We start from the raw sequence: 15263 nt of genomic DNA, 5'->3' as shown, positions 1-15263 counted from the left end.
TCGCTTGAAACCGTGTAACAACGTGAACCTGTGTGAAGGATGTGGCAAGATTGGTTCACGAAACAAAAGTTACCTGTGAGGTTCTAAGCGAGGTTTGAAACGCAATGCCCTTCATCGAACACGAGGCCACCGGGACTCGCTGGCACACCTGCCGCCGCGAGCTCCGTTGGTCCGACTTCGACCAATACCAGCACGTCAACAACGCAAAGTATCTGGAATTCGGCCAGGACGCGCGGATGGTCTTCCTCAAAGACGTTCTGATGGAAATGGACATTGCCGTGCCCCCGATGTTCGCGCGCCACACCACCATCGACTATCCGTTCCCGCTGTCTCCGGGGGAGTCGGAAGTGGCCGTGGCCTCCTACTTCATCGACGTCGGGCGCAAATCCTGCACCATGCGCCAGGTTGTCCAGGATTCCGTCGGACGGATCACTTGCACCATCGATGCTGTCATGGTGGGCATCGACGTGATGACCGGGAAGTCTCGCGAGTGGAGCGAGCAGGATGTCAACAACATCAACCAATTCCTGATCCCGGAGGATCACGAGGTGGTCACCGACCGCGCCACCACCGCTGCCCGCTTCTAACAGTGCGCATTCAGCCCAGAGCTGATTCACTGACCGGTAAGCGCCCAGCCCGCGAGGGTTAAAGCTTTGGGGGAGGGCTAAGGTGGGGGAACTATGGGCGTCACAATCGATCTACAGGGAACAATTGATTCGCGATCCGCGACCGCGGCGGTGAGTGCCATGCGGCGCGCGGGGGCGGTGATGAAACGCGCGCTGGTGATGGATCCGGGCGCGCTGGTGCGCTTAAGCACTGTGGGGGAGCGGTCGACGGATCTTTTTATTTCGACGCCCCTAGGCTGCGTGGCTTCCGTCCGAGTGCCCGGACAGGCAGGCGGCACCGGCACGGTGGCCTATGCCAGCGACGCGCTGGAGACGATCGTCGCATTTGAACCCGGCCAGCAGACCCTTGACCTGGGTGCGGACATGGACCTGATGTGGGTTGGCTCGCCGCCTCCGCAGCAGGGATTCGAGCTGATCGATACGGTGCCGGGGGACGTGGTGCGCGGCCTACACGCGGACATGGCCACGGAAAATGAGGCGAACTCCGGGCCGATGGGGATTGCGCGTAGCCTGCTGGAGCAGCAGGTGCTTTCAGTGCAGCGCACAGACGGTGCCCACGGGGGAGCAGAGGGTAATGACGCCACCGCCTCCGTTGCCCTGGAGGGCCGAACCATTGCGGCACTTGGTGGCCTGCGGCTGGTTCCAGAGCCGGGGGAGAAGCTGCGGGATTATGACTATGTGCGCGTGAGCGCCAGTGGGTCGTGGATTCGTGTGGATGCACTGGTCGGCAGTGTGTATGCGCCCCGCCCCGGTGGGCTGGCGCGGGTGCCCGGGCCACGCTAGATGGGTAGGGGAGCCTCCGTGTGAGGGGCGCGGTGAGTGGATTAGGAACCGGCGTACATGTCGTAGCCCAACTTGGTGCTCATGACCACGACAACGATGAGCAGCGCGATGCGGACAAAGCCGGTTCCCTTGGAAAGCACCAGGCGTGCTCCTATTTGTGCTCCCGCCACGTTGAAGACCGCTAAGCCGAGGCCTAGTAGCCAGAGCACGTGGCCACCGATGGCGAATACAGTCAGCGCGCCCAGGTTCGTGGCGGTGTTGATGATCTTCGCAAGTGCGGCAGATTCCACGAAGGATCTGCTAAGAAGCGCGGTGAAAACAATGATGAGGAACGTGCCGGTGCCCGGGCCGAAGAAGCCGTCGTATGCGGCGATAACTCCCACTGCGAAGAGCGCGATGAGCCATCGGCGGTGGCTCTGTGATGGGGCGCGTTGGGGTGTGCCGAAACTGGGTTTGAGGGCGACATATGTGCCAACCGCCAGCAATAGAATAATCACCAGGGGACGCAGAACCTCGGAGCTGAGTGCTGCTACCAGCAGCGCGCCAGAGGCCGCGCAGACGAACGCCAGCGGGACTCCGTAGGCCACCAGGCGCCGATCGATCTTCTGGCGGACATCGGATGCGCGGAGCATACGTGCTGCGGCCGATGAGGTGCCGAAAACCGCCGCCAACTTGTTTGTCGCCATTGCCGAGGCTTCGGGGGTCGCGGGTGCCACGATCAAAATGAGGGGGATGAGGATGAGACCACCGCCGCCGACGATGGCATCAATCAAACCTGCAACGAAGGATCCCACTGCGAGGACTGAAAATGCCTCGGCAGAAAGGTCGGCTAACACTTTTAGAACTGATCGGGAGTGTTGACCAGCATGTGTGCAACTCGCTCCATGTGTTCCCACATGGCCGCGCGGTGTTCGTCGGGGAGCTGTTCTTTATCGATGGTGGCCATGGCGTTGCCCATGAGTTCCAGCCAGCGGTCGCGGGCGGCCGTGTCGATGCGGAATTGGGCGTGGCGCATCCGCAGGCGCGGGTGGCCACGCCGGGCGTTGAACTCCGCCGGGCCGCCCCAGTACTGCACCAGGAACCAGCGCAGTCGATCTTCGGCGCCCTCGAAGTCCTGTTCCGGGTACATCGGCCCGAGAATATCGTCGGTGCGGACCTGGCGATAAAACTCGTGGACGATAGCGCGGAAGGTCTCCTCACCAACAGCGTCGTAGAAGCTAGAAGTCATGCCTCCAACCATATCTGTTCTGCCATAGCCGGCGGGGCAGGTTGGGCGCGGCCACGGCCGCAGGGGCGCAGCACAACCTGCCGCATGGGCGCAGCCGGGCGGTTACTCTCCCGCAGCGTCGAACACGCGGGCGGCCTTGGCACGCGCCACCCGGTCGCGCCCCTCGGAGAGCACGCGGCGCAGACCACTCGGGGTGTCCTCGGCCTTGACGAGGTCGGCGATGGCGGCATCCGTGGCGTCGCTGTGATCCCAGGAGGGGTAGATGCCCTCCAGGGTGCGTAGAGCCATCTCCGAGTTTAGGGACTTCCACCACTCCACTGCGTGGGCAACGTAATCCTCGCTGAACTGCTGCAACAGGTCGGCGTGGCCGACGTGCACCAGGCCTGCGTTGCGGTGGCGGAGGCTCAGGTTGCTCTGCTGCGGAGCCTCCACGGTGAGGGCGCGCCAGACCTGCTGCTTGGTCTGCTCATCCGGCACGGAGGAGCGCGCCTGCAGCGCCAGCGCCGCACCGCTGGAGGACTTGTCCTGGGCCTCCTCGGCGGCGATGCGCGCCTCCACCTGCTCGGCGGTTTCGCCGGTGGCACGCGCTGCGGCGGTCAGCGCAATGATGATCGCCCAGCGCAGGTCCTGGTCCACGTTCAGGCCCGGAATCACCTCAGCGCCATCAGCCTCACCCAGCAGCGCGCGCAGCACGCCCGCGGATTCTGCGGAGTGCACGCAACCCACGTAGGCCCGGACGAACGCCAGTTGGGCCGGGCCTTCAGCCTCGCGCGCTGCAGCCAGGAAGGCCTCGCGCAGCTGTGCCCAGCCTTCGTCCGCCCAGTCCGGGTCTGCGTAGTTTGCAGCCGCCGTGCGGGCCTGGGCCAAGATCTGCTCTAGCACTGCCAGCTCGGTTTCTTCGGCCGCGCCACCGGCAACCAGGCCGATAAAATCGCGGGTCCTCATCTGCGCGTTGCGCGTCATCTGCCAGGCCGCGGACCACACCAGCGCACGCGCCATCGGGTCCGTGATACGCACGATGTTCGGCTTGCCGCCTTCGGCTTCGTCGCTATCCCCGCCGCCGATCGCGGTTGCCAGGGAGCCCTCATCCAACGCCATGTTGCCGTAGGCCAGGTCATCGTCGTTGACCAGCACCAGGTCGCCGGCGGGCACGCCCACCAGCTCCGGAACCTCGGTTCGCGCGCCGGAAATATCCAACTCCACGCGCTTGGTGCGCTTCAGCACATCCCCGTCAAAGCTGTACACACCCACGGCAATGCGGTGGGTGCGGGTCTCGCCCGCGCCGGGCTGCGCGCCGGATTGCTCCACGGCAAAGGAAGTGTAAGCCCCGTCGTTTACCTCAAAGACCGGGGTCAGGGTGTTGATGCCCGTCGTGCGCAGCCACTGGTCCGACCAGTCGGAAAGGTCACGCCCCGAAGCCTTCTCCAGCGCCCCCAGCAGGTCCGCGAACGTTGCGTTATCCCAGGCGTGTGCCGCGAAGTGCGCGCGGATGCCTGCGAAGAACTCCTCCAGCCCCACGTAGGCCGCCAGCTGCTTCAACACGCTGGCGCCCTTGGCGTAGGTAATGCCGTCGAAGTTGGCCTCCACCGTCTCGATGTCGCCCGCGTCGGAGAACACCGGGTGGGTGGAGGACAGCTGATCCTGCGCATACGCCCACGCCTTCTCCTTGCTGTTAAAGGTCACCCATGCAGTGTCGTACTTCGTGGCCCCCGCCTGGCTCATGGCCGCCGACCAGGTGGCGAAGGATTCATTCAGCCACAGGTCGTCCCACCACTTCATCGTCACCAGGTCGCCGAACCACATGTGCGCCAGTTCGTGCAGGATCGTATCCGCACGGCGTTCGTACTGGTAGTGGCTGGCCGCGGAGCGGAAGATGTACTCGTCGCGGATCGTCACCGCTCCCGCGTTCTCCATGGCACCCATGTTGTATTCGGGGCAGAAGATCTGGTCGTACTTGTAGAACGGGTAGCCGATGCCGAACTTGTCCGCGTAGTAGTCGAAGCCCTGCTTGGTCACCTCGAATAGCTCGTCGGCATCCAGGTACTCCGCCAGCGACTGGCGGCAGTACAGGGCCAGCGGCACGCGCATTTCCCCACTGGTCTGCAGGTTCTTTTCCTTCGCCGCCGCGGACTCGGGGTGTTCGGTGATCGTGCCGCGCCACTCGTCGCGCACTACGTGCCACGGGCCGACGCAGAACGCAATGAGGTAGGTCGACAGCAGGTAATCCACGGTCGCACTGTGCTTTTTCTTATTGACGCCCTCAGCCTCCGCCACGGAAACCTCATTGTTCGTCACCACAGTCCACTCGGCTGGCGTGGTGAGCTCAACGTCATAGGTCGCCTTGATGTCCGGCTGGTCGAAGCAGGCGAAAACCCGCTTGGCGTCCGCCGTCTCGAACTGGGTGTACATGTAGGCCTGGTCGTCGCTGGGGTCGAAGAAGCGGTGTAGGCCCTGGCCCGTGGTGGAGTACGGAATTTCTGCCTCCACCAGCAGCTCGTGCTGGCCACTAGACAGGCCGTCGAGCGGAATGCCCGTAGTGGCGTCATAAGTAAAGTCCCCAAGCTCTGCGCCATTGAGCTCCACCCGCGACAGCGAGTCCGCACGCAGGTCCAGGAAGGTGGACCCGTCGCCGGAGGTGAAGGTGATGCGGGTCAGCGAGCGGAAGTGCTTGTTCTCGGGCTTCTCGCCGCCGGAAAGATCCAGCTGGATGGTGTAGTGAACATCGCTGATGAGGCTGGCGCGATGCTCGGCCTCGGTACGGGTTAGGTTGATGGAAGTCATGCAGACCACCCTAGTAGGCGCGTCGGACAGGGTTCCCGCGCGATGGCTAGAGTGGGGGACATGACTGCTACCCAGAACAATAACCAGAACCAGACCGTAACCATGTTCTTCGACGCCATCTGCCCCTTCGCCTGGGTTACCAGCCGCTGGCTGATGGAGGTCCAGGAGGTTCGCGACGTGGAGGTGAAGTTCCAGCCGATGAGCCTCTCCGTACTGAACGAGGGCCGCGACCTGGACCCCGCCTACCGCGAGAAGATGGATGCCGCGTGGGCGCCGGCGCGCGTGGCTACCGCGATTTGGCAGCAGCACCCAGAGAAGCTTTCCGCCTGGTACACCGCCATGGGTACCAAGATCCACAACGAGGAGCGCGCGGATGCAACCGACCCGCACGGCTACGACGAGTTGATCGCCGAGGCTCTGGAAAAAGCTGAGCTGCCCGCCGAACTGGCACAGGTTGGTCACCTAGCTGCCGACGACGAAGGATCTGTCGACGCGCTGCTGCGCGAATCTCAGGACAAGGCGATCGAGCTGGTGGGCGACGAGGTCGGCACCCCGGTGGTGCAGCTGGGCGACGTAGCCTTCTTCGGGCCGGTCATCACCCGCATCCCGCGTGGGGAAGATGCAGGCAAGCTATTCGATGCCTCCGTGACCCTGGCGGCGAACCCGCACTTCTTTGAGCTGAAGCGTTCCCGCACCGAAGCTCCGGTCGCTGAGTAAGACATCCGCGGTAGAACACTTGCGGAGTAGCGCCCGCGAGCGGTCGGCAACCGGCTAGACTGGCACCATGCGTATTTACCTAGGTGCAGATCATGCCGGTTTCGAGATGAAGAACGTGATCAAGGATCACTTGACCTCCAAGGGCTTCGAGGTTGTGGACTGTGGCGCCCACACCTACGACGCGAACGACGACTACCCGGCGTTCTGTATCGCAGCGGCCAAGTCCGTGGTGGAGGATGAGGGCTCGCTGGGCATCGTGCTCGGCGGATCCGGCAACGGCGAGCAGATTGCCGCCAACAAGGTTCCGGGCGCGCGCTGTGCTCTGGCGTGGTCCGTGGAGACCGCGAAGCTGGCCCGTGAACACAACAACGCCCAGCTGATCGGGCTGGGCGGTCGTATGCACTCCGAGGAGGAGGCGCTGGCGATCGTCGACGCTTTCGTCACCCAGCCGTGGTCCGAGGCGGAGCGCCACCAGCGCCGCATCGACATCCTGGCTGAGTACGAGCGCACGGGGGAGGCCCCCGCTCTGCCGGAGAACTAAAGATCTACGTTTGCGCGAGATCTACTCGCGAGGTCTACTTCTGCGCGGTGGTGTCCGACGAGGTTGGGGCGCCATCGCGTTTTTGCTGCCATTCCTTGACCACGCTGGAATCCCACAGGGTCAGCCCGTTGTACTTGGCCACTGGGCGGGGTGCGCGACCGCGGCCTGCATAGCTGGTGAAGGTGCCACGAGCTGTGCCGGAGTACTCAGCGCACTGTGATGCGGTCCAGAGCTCCGTGCCGGTGTTTTTGTCGACGATAATTGGTTCCATAAAACTAGAATGTACAGCCCATAGGTAACTCATACAATTAGAGTGGCGCATTTGCTACACCTGCATACCCCCGCAACTATGCAGGTTGTAAGGCTTTTTAGCTAGTTGTGCTGGGGTGATTTTGCTGGATGGTGGGGTGTATGGTGTAACATCGCACAACGTAACGGAAGCTAGCTTCCAGTGGGAATGTCGTATAGTGGCTAATACCTCAGCCTTCCAAGCTGAAGACGCGGGTTCGATTCCCGTCATTCCCTCCAAACTTTAAGGCAGTTCCCCCGAGCGCAGGCGAGTGCAACGGCGGGGGAGCTGCCGTTTTGTATTTCCCAGCAACCAGCCAGTAAAGTAGCGGGCGCAACGTCCCTTCGGGGCATGCAAAGATCGGGATATGGCGCAGTTTGGTAGCGCACTCGCTTTGGGAGCGAGGGGTCGCAGGTTCAAATCCTGTTATCCCGACATTTTTTATTTTCACTCTTTTTCTTTGTGACGCCACCCTGCGGTTCGTCGCATTGAAAAGGTGAAATGGGGGTTCGCATTCTGGATCGGTAAGGGATTCGGCAATCCGTTTCGTGGCCAAGGAGCCTGAAAACCACACCCCAGCGTGATGCGTCTGGCGATGGTTCTATAAAATTGAGCACCGACCGTAAAAGCGCTGCGAGATGAACGAGAGACCGCGGTGCCAAAGAAGCTATTAATACACAGGAGTGTGCATTCGTGAAGAGCTCTGTAGAAAAGCTGAGCGCCACCCGCACCAAGCTGACGATTGAGGTTCCATTCGAGGAGCTTAAGCCAGAGTTCGACAAGGCCTACGCAACCCTCGCGCAGCAGGTAAACATGCCGGGCTTCCGCAAGGGCAAGGTACCGGCGAAGATTCTGGAGGCTCGCCTGGGCCGTGGCGTTGTCCTGGATCAGGTCATCAACGAGATGCTGCCTTCTCGCTACAGCCAGGCTGTCGAGGAGAACGACGTGAAGGCCCTGGGCCAGCCGGAGATCGAAATCGCCGAGCTGGAGGACGGCAAGCACATCACCTTCACCGCCGAGGTCGACGTTCGCCCGGAGATCGAGGTTCCGGACTTCTCCGCCATCTCCGTTGAGGTTGCACCGCTGAAGGCCGACGACGAAGCCATCGACGCGGAGCTGAAGAACCTGCAGGCTCGCTTCGGCACCCTGAAGCCGGCTGACCGCGCAGTGAAGAAGGGCGACTTCGTCTCCATCGACCTGTCCGCCACCATCGACGGCGAGACCGTTGACGAGGCCACCACCGAGGGCCTGTCCCACGAGGTCGGCAACGATTCCCTGATCGAGGGCCTGGATGACGCGCTGGTCGGTATGAAGGAGGGCGAGGAGTCCACTTTCACCTCCAAGCTGGTTGCCGGCGAGCACGCTGACGAAGAGGCTGAGGTTACCGTCAAGCTCGGTTCCGTCAAGGAGCGCGAGCTGCCGGAGCTGGACGACGACTTCGCGCAGCTGGCCAGCGAGTTCGATACCCTGGACGAGCTGAAGGAGTCCCTGAAGGGGCAGGTCGAGCAGCAGCTGAAGAACACCCAGGCTGGCGAGATCCGCGATAAGGTTCTGGCCGAGGCTCTGGAGCAGACCGAGTTCGAGCTGCCCGAGGGTGTTGTTAAGGAGCAGGTCGACGCGCAGATCCAGCAGATCATCCAGCAGTTCGGTGGCGACGAGAAGGTCTTCGAGTCCATGCTGGCTGCCCAGGACATGACTCGCGAGAAGTTCGAAGAGGATGCACGCAGCTCCGCTGAGGACTCCGTGCGTACCCAGCTGTTCCTGGATGCTGTTGCGGACAAGGAGCAGCCGGAGGTTTCCCAGGAAGAGCTGATGGATCACATCGCCTTCACTGCAAACCAGTACGGCATGGATCCGAACCAGTTCATCATGCAGCTGCAGCAGGCCGGCCAGCTGGGCAGCCTGTTCGCTGACGTCCGCCGCGGCAAGGCACTGGCGCTGAACATCGCCCGTACCTCCGTGAAGGACACTGACGGTGCGGACGTTGATCCGAAGGAGTACTTCGGCGACGTTGAGGCTGAGGGTGACAAGGCAGACAAGGCCGAGACTGATAAGGCCGAGGAGAAGCCGAAGAAGGCTCCTGCCAAGAAGTCCACCACGAAGAAGTCGACTGCTAAGAAGAGCACGGCCAAGAAGTCGACCGCCAAGAAGTCCACTGCTAAGAAGAGCACGGCCAAGAAGTCGACCACCAAGAAGGCTACGAAGTCTACGGCGAAGAAGTCCACTGCCAAGAAGACCACTGCAAAGAAGGCAGCGGAGAAGAAGGAAGATTAAGAGTCGTCCTACACCGCCGGGACCTCCACGCGAGGTTCTGGCGGTTTTCTTTTTGTCCCGCCTTTCCCGTTACCCGCCCCGGTGCGCAGCCATATCGTGCGCTGACAGCGAACAACCCCACCGGAAGGCACGCTTTGCCGACGGGTGTGACTAGGCTGGGGCGCATACAAAAGTGAACTTTCGTAAAACTTTCGGCAAGGAGCGAAGTTGAGTTCGGAAACCCCAAACCATAGAGACTCAGTCTACGAGCGCCTGCTGCGCGAGCGAATCATCTTCCTGGGCAGCCAGGTGGACGATGAGATCGCCAATGAGCTGTGCGCCCAGATTCTGCTGCTGTCCGCAGAGGATCCGACGCGCGACATCAGCCTGTACATCAACTCTCCCGGTGGCTCCGTCACCGCGGGTATGGCTATCTACGACACGATGAAGTACGCGCCGTGCGACATCGCTACCTACGGGATGGGCCTGGCGGCGTCCATGGGCCAGTTCCTGCTTTCCGCAGGCACGAAGGGTAAGCGCTACGCCCTGCCGCACGCCCGCATCATGATGCACCAGCCTTCCGCAGGCGTGGGCGGCACCGCCGCCGACATCGCCATCCAGGCGGAGCAGTTCGCTTACACCAAGCGGGAGATGGCGGAGCTGATCGCGGAGTTCACCGGCCAGACCGTTGAGCAGATCACCAAGGATTCCGACCGCGACCGTTGGTTCACCGCCCAGCAGGCCAAGGAATACGGTTTCGTCGACCACGTCATCACCTCTGCGAAGGAGAGCTAAGACATGTCAGAGATGCAGATGCCAGAAATGCGATACATCCTGCCGTCGTTCGTGGAGCACTCCAGCTACGGCGCGAAGGAATCCAACCCGTACAACAAGCTGTTCGAGGAGCGCATCATCTTCCTGGGTACCCAGGTGGACGACGCTTCCGCCAACGACATCATGGCGCAGCTGCTGGTGCTGGAGGGGTTGGACCCGGACCGGGACATCACGATGTACATCAACTCTCCCGGCGGTTCCTTCACCAGCCTGATGGCTATCTACGACACGATGCAGTACGTCCGCCCGGACGTGCAGACCGTCTGCCTCGGCCAGGCCGCCAGCGCGGCTGCTGTGCTGCTGGCCGCCGGTACCCCGGGCAAGCGCGCTGCCCTGCCGAACGCCCGCGTGCTGATTCACCAGCCCGCCACCGGCGGTGTGCAGGGCCAGGTTTCCGACCTGGAGATCCAGGCCAAGGAGATCGAGCGCATGCGCAAGCTGATGGAAGAGACCCTGGCACGCCACACCGGCAAGTCCGCCGAGCAGGTACGCATCGACACCGACCGTGACAAGATCCTAACGGCCGAGGAGGCCAAGGAGTACGGCATCGTCGACCAGGTCTTCGACTACCGCAAGCTGTCGGCGCAGAACTAGCGCCCGGCAAACACTAGCGACCCGCGGGGCTTTCAGCTTCCGCGGGGTTTTTGGTGTGGCGCAGTAGAATTGAAGGCCTACGAGGGTGCTAATCTAGCTGTCCCGCAAGTTACCCGACCCAAGAAAGCCTGATTTCCCGCATGCCTGAAAGCGCAGAGCTCCTGAAGTGCTCCTTCTGTGGTAAGAGCCAGAAGCAGGTCCGCAAGCTGATTGCCGGCCCTGGTGTTTACATTTGCGACGAATGCATCGAGCTTTGTAACGAGATCATCGAAGAGGAGTTGCTGGCGGTCGATCCCGCAGAGAGCTCGGCGAAGCTGCCGAAGCCCGCGGCCATCGCCGAGTTCCTGGATAGCTACGTGATTGGTCAGGACGAGGCCAAGCGCACCCTGGCCGTTGCCGTGTACAACCACTACAAGCGCATTCAGGTCGAGGAGTCGAACGCTGCTGCCCGCCGCTCTGACGACGAGGTGGAGCTGGCGAAGTCCAACATTCTGATGTTGGGGCCGACTGGTTCGGGCAAGACCTATCTGGCGCAGTCGCTCGCCCGGATGCTCGATGTGCCTTTCGCCATTGCTGACGCCACCAGTTTGACCGAAGCCGGCTACGTCGGTGAAGACGTAGAGAATATCCTGCTGAAGCTTCTCCAGGCCGCCGACTTTGACGTGGCGAAGGCCCAGCGCGGCATCATCTACGTCGACGAGGTGGACAAGATCTCCCGCAAGTCGGAGAACCCGTCCATCACCCGCGATGTATCCGGCGAGGGCGTGCAGCAGGCCCTGCTGAAGATCCTGGAAGGCACCGTTGCCGCCGTGCCGCCGCAGGGAGGCCGCAAGCACCCGAACCAGGAGTTCATCCAGTTCGACACGAAGAACGTGCTGTTCATCGTGGCGGGTGCGTTCTCCGGGTTGGAGAAGGTCATCTCCGAGCGCCGCGGCAAGAAGGGTCTGGGTTTCGGCGCGGAGATCAGCGCGAAGTCCGAGGAGGATCCGAACCCGTTCCAGTTCGTGGAGCCGGAGGACCTGGTGAAGTTCGGTTTGATCCCCGAGCTGATCGGCCGCCTGCCGGTACTGACCCACGTTGGCCACCTGGACGAGGACGCCCTTGTGCGCGTACTCACCGAGCCGAAGAACTCCCTAGTGCGCCAGTACCAGCGCCTGTTCGACATGGACGGTGTGCGCCTGACCTTCGAGGACGAGGCGCTGCGGGAGATCGCCCAAAAGGCGCTGGCGCGCGAGACTGGCGCCCGCGGCCTGCGGTCCATCATGGAAACCCTGCTGCTGCCGACCATGTTCGCCATTCCGGAAGATGAGGAAACCGGCGAGGTCATCATCACCGGTGCATGTGCCCGCGGGGAAGCGGAACCGACCCTGCTGACCCACGAAGAGGTCGCCAAGCGGGATAAGAAGAGCGCCTAGTCGTGATATAGGTCCGATGGCGCCGAGGGGGCGTCATCAACCTCTTCATCCTCGTGCCGCGCATGGTGGTAGAGCGACGCGGCGACCGAGGAACCAATCACCGAAGAATGCGAAGCGTGGGTGTACGACGCGCCCTGGTTGGTGGGCATCGTGGTGGTGAGGAAAGCGATGACCGCATCGCAGGTCAGATTGCGCAGGCCATCCTCGTTTTCGGGGGCGTTTGAATCCATCCCATACAGGGCGTGGAAAGTCGGGCCCTGAGTGACGGCGAAGGAGCACAACGCGGTAATGAGCGCATAAGCATCCTCCGCGGACACGCCACTGCGGAACGCACCGATATCGTGGCCGCGCATCAGCACGCGATCCAGGTGTAGTACCACCGGGGAATCCTCCAACACGCCTACGCGGTGGACGAGCTCCGGATCGCCCAGAAGGTTCTCCGCGACAATCAGGCGCACCGCGTCCGGGTGCGTGGCAAAGCGCGTGTAAGTGGCGGCGACTAGCTTGCGCATCTCGCGGACCGGGGAGTTATCCATCTCCGGGTTGCCATAACCATTCAGCGGCACCGGCCAGATGGAGGAGTGGGCATAGCGCAACGCCTCCTCGTACAGTCGGGTCGGGGAATTCAGCAGCTCGCAGTTTTGCGGCAGGCGTGCAGCCTGGGCGATCGTGGCCAGGTGCTCCGGCGTGAATGCAGCACCGACCCGGATGGCGATGGTCACGGCGGTGTTCATGGCCTGGATGTACTGCTGTTCTCCGAGGCCGTACCAGGCCGCAGAGGCGGGAAGGTGGGGCTTATTCTGCACCAATTCAGTTTATCTATGAAGAAGCCGAACCTGCAGCAATGTGCAGCTAATCCAGGCTCGTGCGGGGGTGGCTGGAAGTAAGAGTGCAGTGAGAGTGCAGGGTGTCGGGCAGGTTATTACAGTGGGGAGAGGATCTAAGAAAACTCTCACCAACGCATCGCTTAAGGAGCCCCGCGTGACCACCAACAACCAGAATGCCGTTACCGTCACCGTCACGGGCGCAGGCGGCCAAATCGGCTACTCCCTGCTGTTCCGCATCGCCAAGGGGGAGGTTTTCGGCGACCGCGTAGTGAACCTGCGTCTGTTGGAGACCGAGCAGGGCGTGCAGGCCGCCCGCGGTGTGGCCCTGGAACTGGCTGACTGTGCCTTCCCGCTGCTGGGGGAGGTCGCTATCACCACCGAACTCGACGAGGGCTTCAAGGATGCCAACGCAGTCTTCCTGGTGGGCGCCAAGCCCCGCCAGAAGGGTGAGGAGCGCGCCGACCTGCTGGCCGCCAACGGCAAGATCTTCGGCCCGCAGGGCAAGGCAATCGCGGAACACGCCGCCGATGATGTCCGCGTGATTGTCGTCGGCAACCCGGCCAACACCAACGCCGCGATCGTTGCAGCCCACGCCGAAGGCCTCGACCCGCGCCGCGTTACCGCTCTGACCCGCCTGGACCACAACCGTGGCCTGGCGCAGGTAGCGGACAAGCTGGGCGTGGCCGTGCGCGACCTGGAGAACATGACCGTCTGGGGCAACCACTCCGCCTCCCAGTTCCCGGACGTTGCGGAGCTGACACTGAACGGTGAGAAGGTCGCTGACAAGCTGGATGCGGCGTGGGTTAACGACGAGTTTATTCCGCGCGTAGCCAAGCGTGGCGCGGAGATCATCGAGGTTCGCGGACGCTCCTCGGCAGCGTCCGCAGCCAGCGCCGCGCTGGATCACATGCGCGACTGGGTACACGGCACCGCTGAGGGCGACTGGGTTTCCGTCGCCCTGCCATCCGACGGCTCCTACGGCATCCCGGAGGGGCTGGTGTTCTCCTTCCCCTGCCGCTCCGTCAATGGCGAGTGGGAGATCGTGCAGGGCCTGGAGATCAGCCCGGCGCAGCAGGAGCGCATCGACGCAAACATCAAGGAGCTGCAGGACGAAAAGGCCGCTGTCGTGGAGGCTGGCCTGCTGTAGTTTTTCTGTAGTTTCTTAAGGAAAAACTTTTTTCTGCATATCGCCACCCGGCCGCCTGGTCGGGTGGTTTTATGTTAGGCATGACAAATCCCACTGAATCTACCGAAGCCACTGGCACCACAGCTCCGATCCACTCCCAACCACTCCAGCACTCGCTTTTCAGCCAGCTCACCGCCCGCGCCGGGTGGCTGCTGCCCGCGTTCCCCGAGCCAGTTCTGCGGATATTCGGCTCTCGCACCAACTCCGACGGTGAACGATTGAATTCCGACGTCCGTGCCTCTAGCCTGGTCACCGACCTGATACACCCGGCGGACTATTCTCAGCAGTCCGTCGAGGCAACCCGAGCGGTTGTGGAGGATGCCGCGTACATGGCCGGCGGGCACGTTACCCAGGTCGGCTCCGTAGTGGAGGAGCGGATCCGGGGCGTGCGCGTGCGCCACTACCGTCCCACCGGTGCCGTCTCGCCGGACGAGGACCTGCCAACCCTGGTGTATTTCCACGGCGGCGGCTGGGTGGTCGGCTCCCTCGATTCGCACGATTCCACCTGCCGCTGGCTGTGTGAGGCTGCCCGCGTGGCAGTGCTCTCCGTGGATTACCGCTTGGCCCCGGAGCATCCTTTCCCCGCCGCGCCGGACGATTGCTGCGACGTAGTCGATGCCGCAATGGCGGGCGAGGTTAAGGGCGTCAATAAGAACAGGGTGGCCGTCGGCGGTGATTCCGCGGGAGGCAACCTGGCCGCCGTGGTATGCCTGCGCCGTAAGCGCGAAGGGCAGGAGCAGCCGCGTGCACAGCTGCTGTTTGTGCCGGTCACGGACCTTTCCAGGTTGGATACGCCCAGCCACAAGGAGTTCTCCAAGGGGTACTTCCTCACCCAGGCGCACATGCAGTGGTACCGCGACCAATACCTCACCGACGATGTGCAGCGGCTGGACCCGGATGTTTCACCTCTGCTCGCCGAGGACGTCAGCGGGGTGGCTCCGGCCTATGTCGCCGTCGCCGGCTTCGATCCGCTGCGCGACGAGGGCACTGCCTATGCCGAGAAGCTACGGGAAGCAGGTGTGCCTGTTTCTTTCCGACGCCACCCCGGCCTGATCCACCCCTTCGTGAATTCTTCGGGCGTGTGGCGTAATTCCGGGCGGGCGTTGGACGAGGCTGCCGGTGTGTTGCGGGCGGCGCTCGAGATGTAAATGCGCAGTGGGTGAGTGAGTTGCAGGCAGGTAGTAGGCGG

At 62.7% G+C, this 15263-nt stretch carries 15 protein-coding genes and 2 tRNA genes; 12 read left to right on the top strand and 5 right to left on the bottom strand.

Annotation, left to right across the window (positions count from 1 at the left end; all coding sequences use genetic code 11):
- The first annotated feature begins 104 nt into the window (after window positions 1-104).
- Window positions 105-587: an acyl-CoA thioesterase gene (locus JQ46_RS03345; RefSeq protein ID WP_034985405.1), complete on the top strand. Its 483-nt coding sequence runs from the start codon at window positions 105-107 to the stop codon at window positions 585-587.
- 93 nt (window positions 588-680) lie between these two features.
- Window positions 681-1409 carry a hypothetical protein gene (locus tag JQ46_RS03340; protein ID WP_034985402.1) on the top strand — a complete coding sequence of 243 codons (729 nt, stop codon included), beginning with the start codon at window positions 681-683 and terminating at the stop codon, window positions 1407-1409.
- Window positions 1410-1450: 41 nt separating this feature from the next.
- Here the strand turns inward: JQ46_RS03340 and JQ46_RS03335 are convergent, their stop codons facing one another.
- The 3 genes from JQ46_RS03335 to pepN all read right to left on the bottom strand — a co-directional run bounded on the left by JQ46_RS03335 (window position 1451) and on the right by pepN (window position 5418).
- Window positions 1451-2245, bottom strand: a complete 795-nt coding sequence (locus JQ46_RS03335) for a TSUP family transporter (RefSeq protein WP_011273202.1) — start codon at window positions 2243-2245, stop codon at window positions 1451-1453.
- A gap of 2 nt (window positions 2246-2247) precedes the next feature.
- Complete coding sequence (locus tag JQ46_RS03330; RefSeq protein WP_051876225.1) at window positions 2248-2637, bottom strand: globin; 390 nt, start codon at window positions 2635-2637, stop codon at window positions 2248-2250.
- Between the two features lie 102 nt (window positions 2638-2739).
- Window positions 2740-5418, bottom strand: coding sequence for an aminopeptidase N (gene pepN / locus JQ46_RS03325; RefSeq protein WP_034985400.1), 2679 nt, complete (start codon window positions 5416-5418; stop codon window positions 2740-2742).
- Window positions 5419-5460: 42 nt separating this feature from the next.
- Here pepN and JQ46_RS03320 point away from each other — a divergent pair, with 42 nt between their 5' ends.
- Complete coding sequence (locus tag JQ46_RS03320; protein ID WP_080719486.1) at window positions 5461-6135, top strand: disulfide bond formation protein DsbA; 675 nt, start codon at window positions 5461-5463, stop codon at window positions 6133-6135.
- Window positions 6136-6202: 67 nt separating this feature from the next.
- A complete protein-coding gene (locus tag JQ46_RS03315; RefSeq protein WP_005296514.1) occupies window positions 6203-6676 on the top strand; it encodes a ribose-5-phosphate isomerase in 474 nt (157 codons plus the stop codon).
- Between the two features lie 34 nt (window positions 6677-6710).
- On the opposite strand, the gene JQ46_RS03310 is transcribed toward JQ46_RS03315, so the two are convergent.
- Complete coding sequence (locus tag JQ46_RS03310) at window positions 6711-6947, bottom strand: helix-turn-helix transcriptional regulator (RefSeq protein WP_034985399.1); 237 nt, start codon at window positions 6945-6947, stop codon at window positions 6711-6713.
- Window positions 6948-7129: 182 nt separating this feature from the next.
- Here JQ46_RS03310 and JQ46_RS03305 point away from each other — a divergent pair.
- The 6 genes from JQ46_RS03305 to clpX all read left to right on the top strand — a co-directional run bounded on the left by JQ46_RS03305 (window position 7130) and on the right by clpX (window position 12061).
- Window positions 7130-7204: transfer RNA gene (locus JQ46_RS03305), tRNA-Gly, on the top strand.
- A 122-nt stretch (window positions 7205-7326) separates the two neighbouring features.
- A tRNA-Pro gene (locus JQ46_RS03300) sits at window positions 7327-7400 on the top strand.
- Window positions 7401-7658: 258 nt separating this feature from the next.
- Window positions 7659-9239, top strand: a complete 1581-nt coding sequence (gene tig / locus JQ46_RS03295; RefSeq protein WP_011273207.1) for a trigger factor — start codon at window positions 7659-7661, stop codon at window positions 9237-9239.
- Window positions 9240-9446: 207 nt separating this feature from the next.
- Window positions 9447-10013: an ATP-dependent Clp protease proteolytic subunit gene (locus JQ46_RS03290; RefSeq protein WP_011273208.1), complete on the top strand. Its 567-nt coding sequence runs from the start codon at window positions 9447-9449 to the stop codon at window positions 10011-10013.
- A 3-nt stretch (window positions 10014-10016) separates the two neighbouring features.
- Complete coding sequence (locus JQ46_RS03285; RefSeq protein ID WP_011273209.1) at window positions 10017-10646, top strand: ATP-dependent Clp protease proteolytic subunit; 630 nt, start codon at window positions 10017-10019, stop codon at window positions 10644-10646.
- 140 nt (window positions 10647-10786) lie between these two features.
- Window positions 10787-12061 carry an ATP-dependent Clp protease ATP-binding subunit ClpX gene (gene clpX / locus JQ46_RS03280; RefSeq protein WP_011273210.1) on the top strand — a complete coding sequence of 425 codons (1275 nt, stop codon included), beginning with the start codon at window positions 10787-10789 and terminating at the stop codon, window positions 12059-12061.
- On the opposite strand, the gene JQ46_RS03275 is transcribed toward clpX, so the two are convergent.
- Complete coding sequence (locus JQ46_RS03275) at window positions 12058-12867, bottom strand: hypothetical protein (protein ID WP_237744696.1); 810 nt, start codon at window positions 12865-12867, stop codon at window positions 12058-12060. The genes clpX and JQ46_RS03275 overlap by 4 nt on opposite strands.
- A gap of 175 nt (window positions 12868-13042) precedes the next feature.
- Here JQ46_RS03275 and JQ46_RS03270 point away from each other — a divergent pair, with 175 nt between their 5' ends.
- Window positions 13043-14035, top strand: coding sequence for a malate dehydrogenase (locus tag JQ46_RS03270; protein WP_034985394.1), 993 nt, complete (start codon window positions 13043-13045; stop codon window positions 14033-14035).
- Window positions 14036-14115: 80 nt separating this feature from the next.
- Window positions 14116-15222, top strand: coding sequence for an alpha/beta hydrolase (locus JQ46_RS03265; RefSeq protein ID WP_237744695.1), 1107 nt, complete (start codon window positions 14116-14118; stop codon window positions 15220-15222).
- Window positions 15223-15263: the final 41 nt, after the last annotated feature.

It is taken from the genome of Corynebacterium jeikeium (genome assembly GCF_000738175.1).
Lineage (GTDB): Bacteria > Actinomycetota > Actinomycetes > Mycobacteriales > Mycobacteriaceae > Corynebacterium > Corynebacterium jeikeium_C.
Note: the sequence above shows the minus strand (reverse complement) of the source record. Positions and strands in the feature narration are given on the sequence as shown.

Bases quoted from the DNA above. Each gene is read 5' to 3' on its own strand.
- pepN (WP_034985400.1), bottom strand. From the start codon at position 5,418: ATGACTTCCATCAACCTAACCCGTACCGAGGCCGAGCATCGCGCCAGC.
- JQ46_RS03315 (WP_005296514.1), top strand. From the start codon at position 6,203: ATGCGTATTTACCTAGGTGCAGATCATGCCGGTTTCGAGATGAAGAAC.
- JQ46_RS03320 (WP_080719486.1), top strand. From the start codon at position 5,461: ATGGCTAGAGTGGGGGACATGACTGCTACCCAGAACAATAACCAGAAC.
- JQ46_RS03330 (WP_051876225.1), bottom strand. From the start codon at position 2,637: ATGACTTCTAGCTTCTACGACGCTGTTGGTGAGGAGACCTTCCGCGCT.
- clpX (WP_011273210.1), top strand. From the start codon at position 10,787: ATGCCTGAAAGCGCAGAGCTCCTGAAGTGCTCCTTCTGTGGTAAGAGC.
- JQ46_RS03285 (WP_011273209.1), top strand. From the start codon at position 10,017: ATGTCAGAGATGCAGATGCCAGAAATGCGATACATCCTGCCGTCGTTC.
- JQ46_RS03340 (WP_034985402.1), top strand. From the start codon at position 681: ATGGGCGTCACAATCGATCTACAGGGAACAATTGATTCGCGATCCGCG.
- JQ46_RS03265 (WP_237744695.1), top strand. From the start codon at position 14,116: ATGACAAATCCCACTGAATCTACCGAAGCCACTGGCACCACAGCTCCG.
- JQ46_RS03310 (WP_034985399.1), bottom strand. From the start codon at position 6,947: ATGGAACCAATTATCGTCGACAAAAACACCGGCACGGAGCTCTGGACC.
- JQ46_RS03345 (WP_034985405.1), top strand. From the start codon at position 105: ATGCCCTTCATCGAACACGAGGCCACCGGGACTCGCTGGCACACCTGC.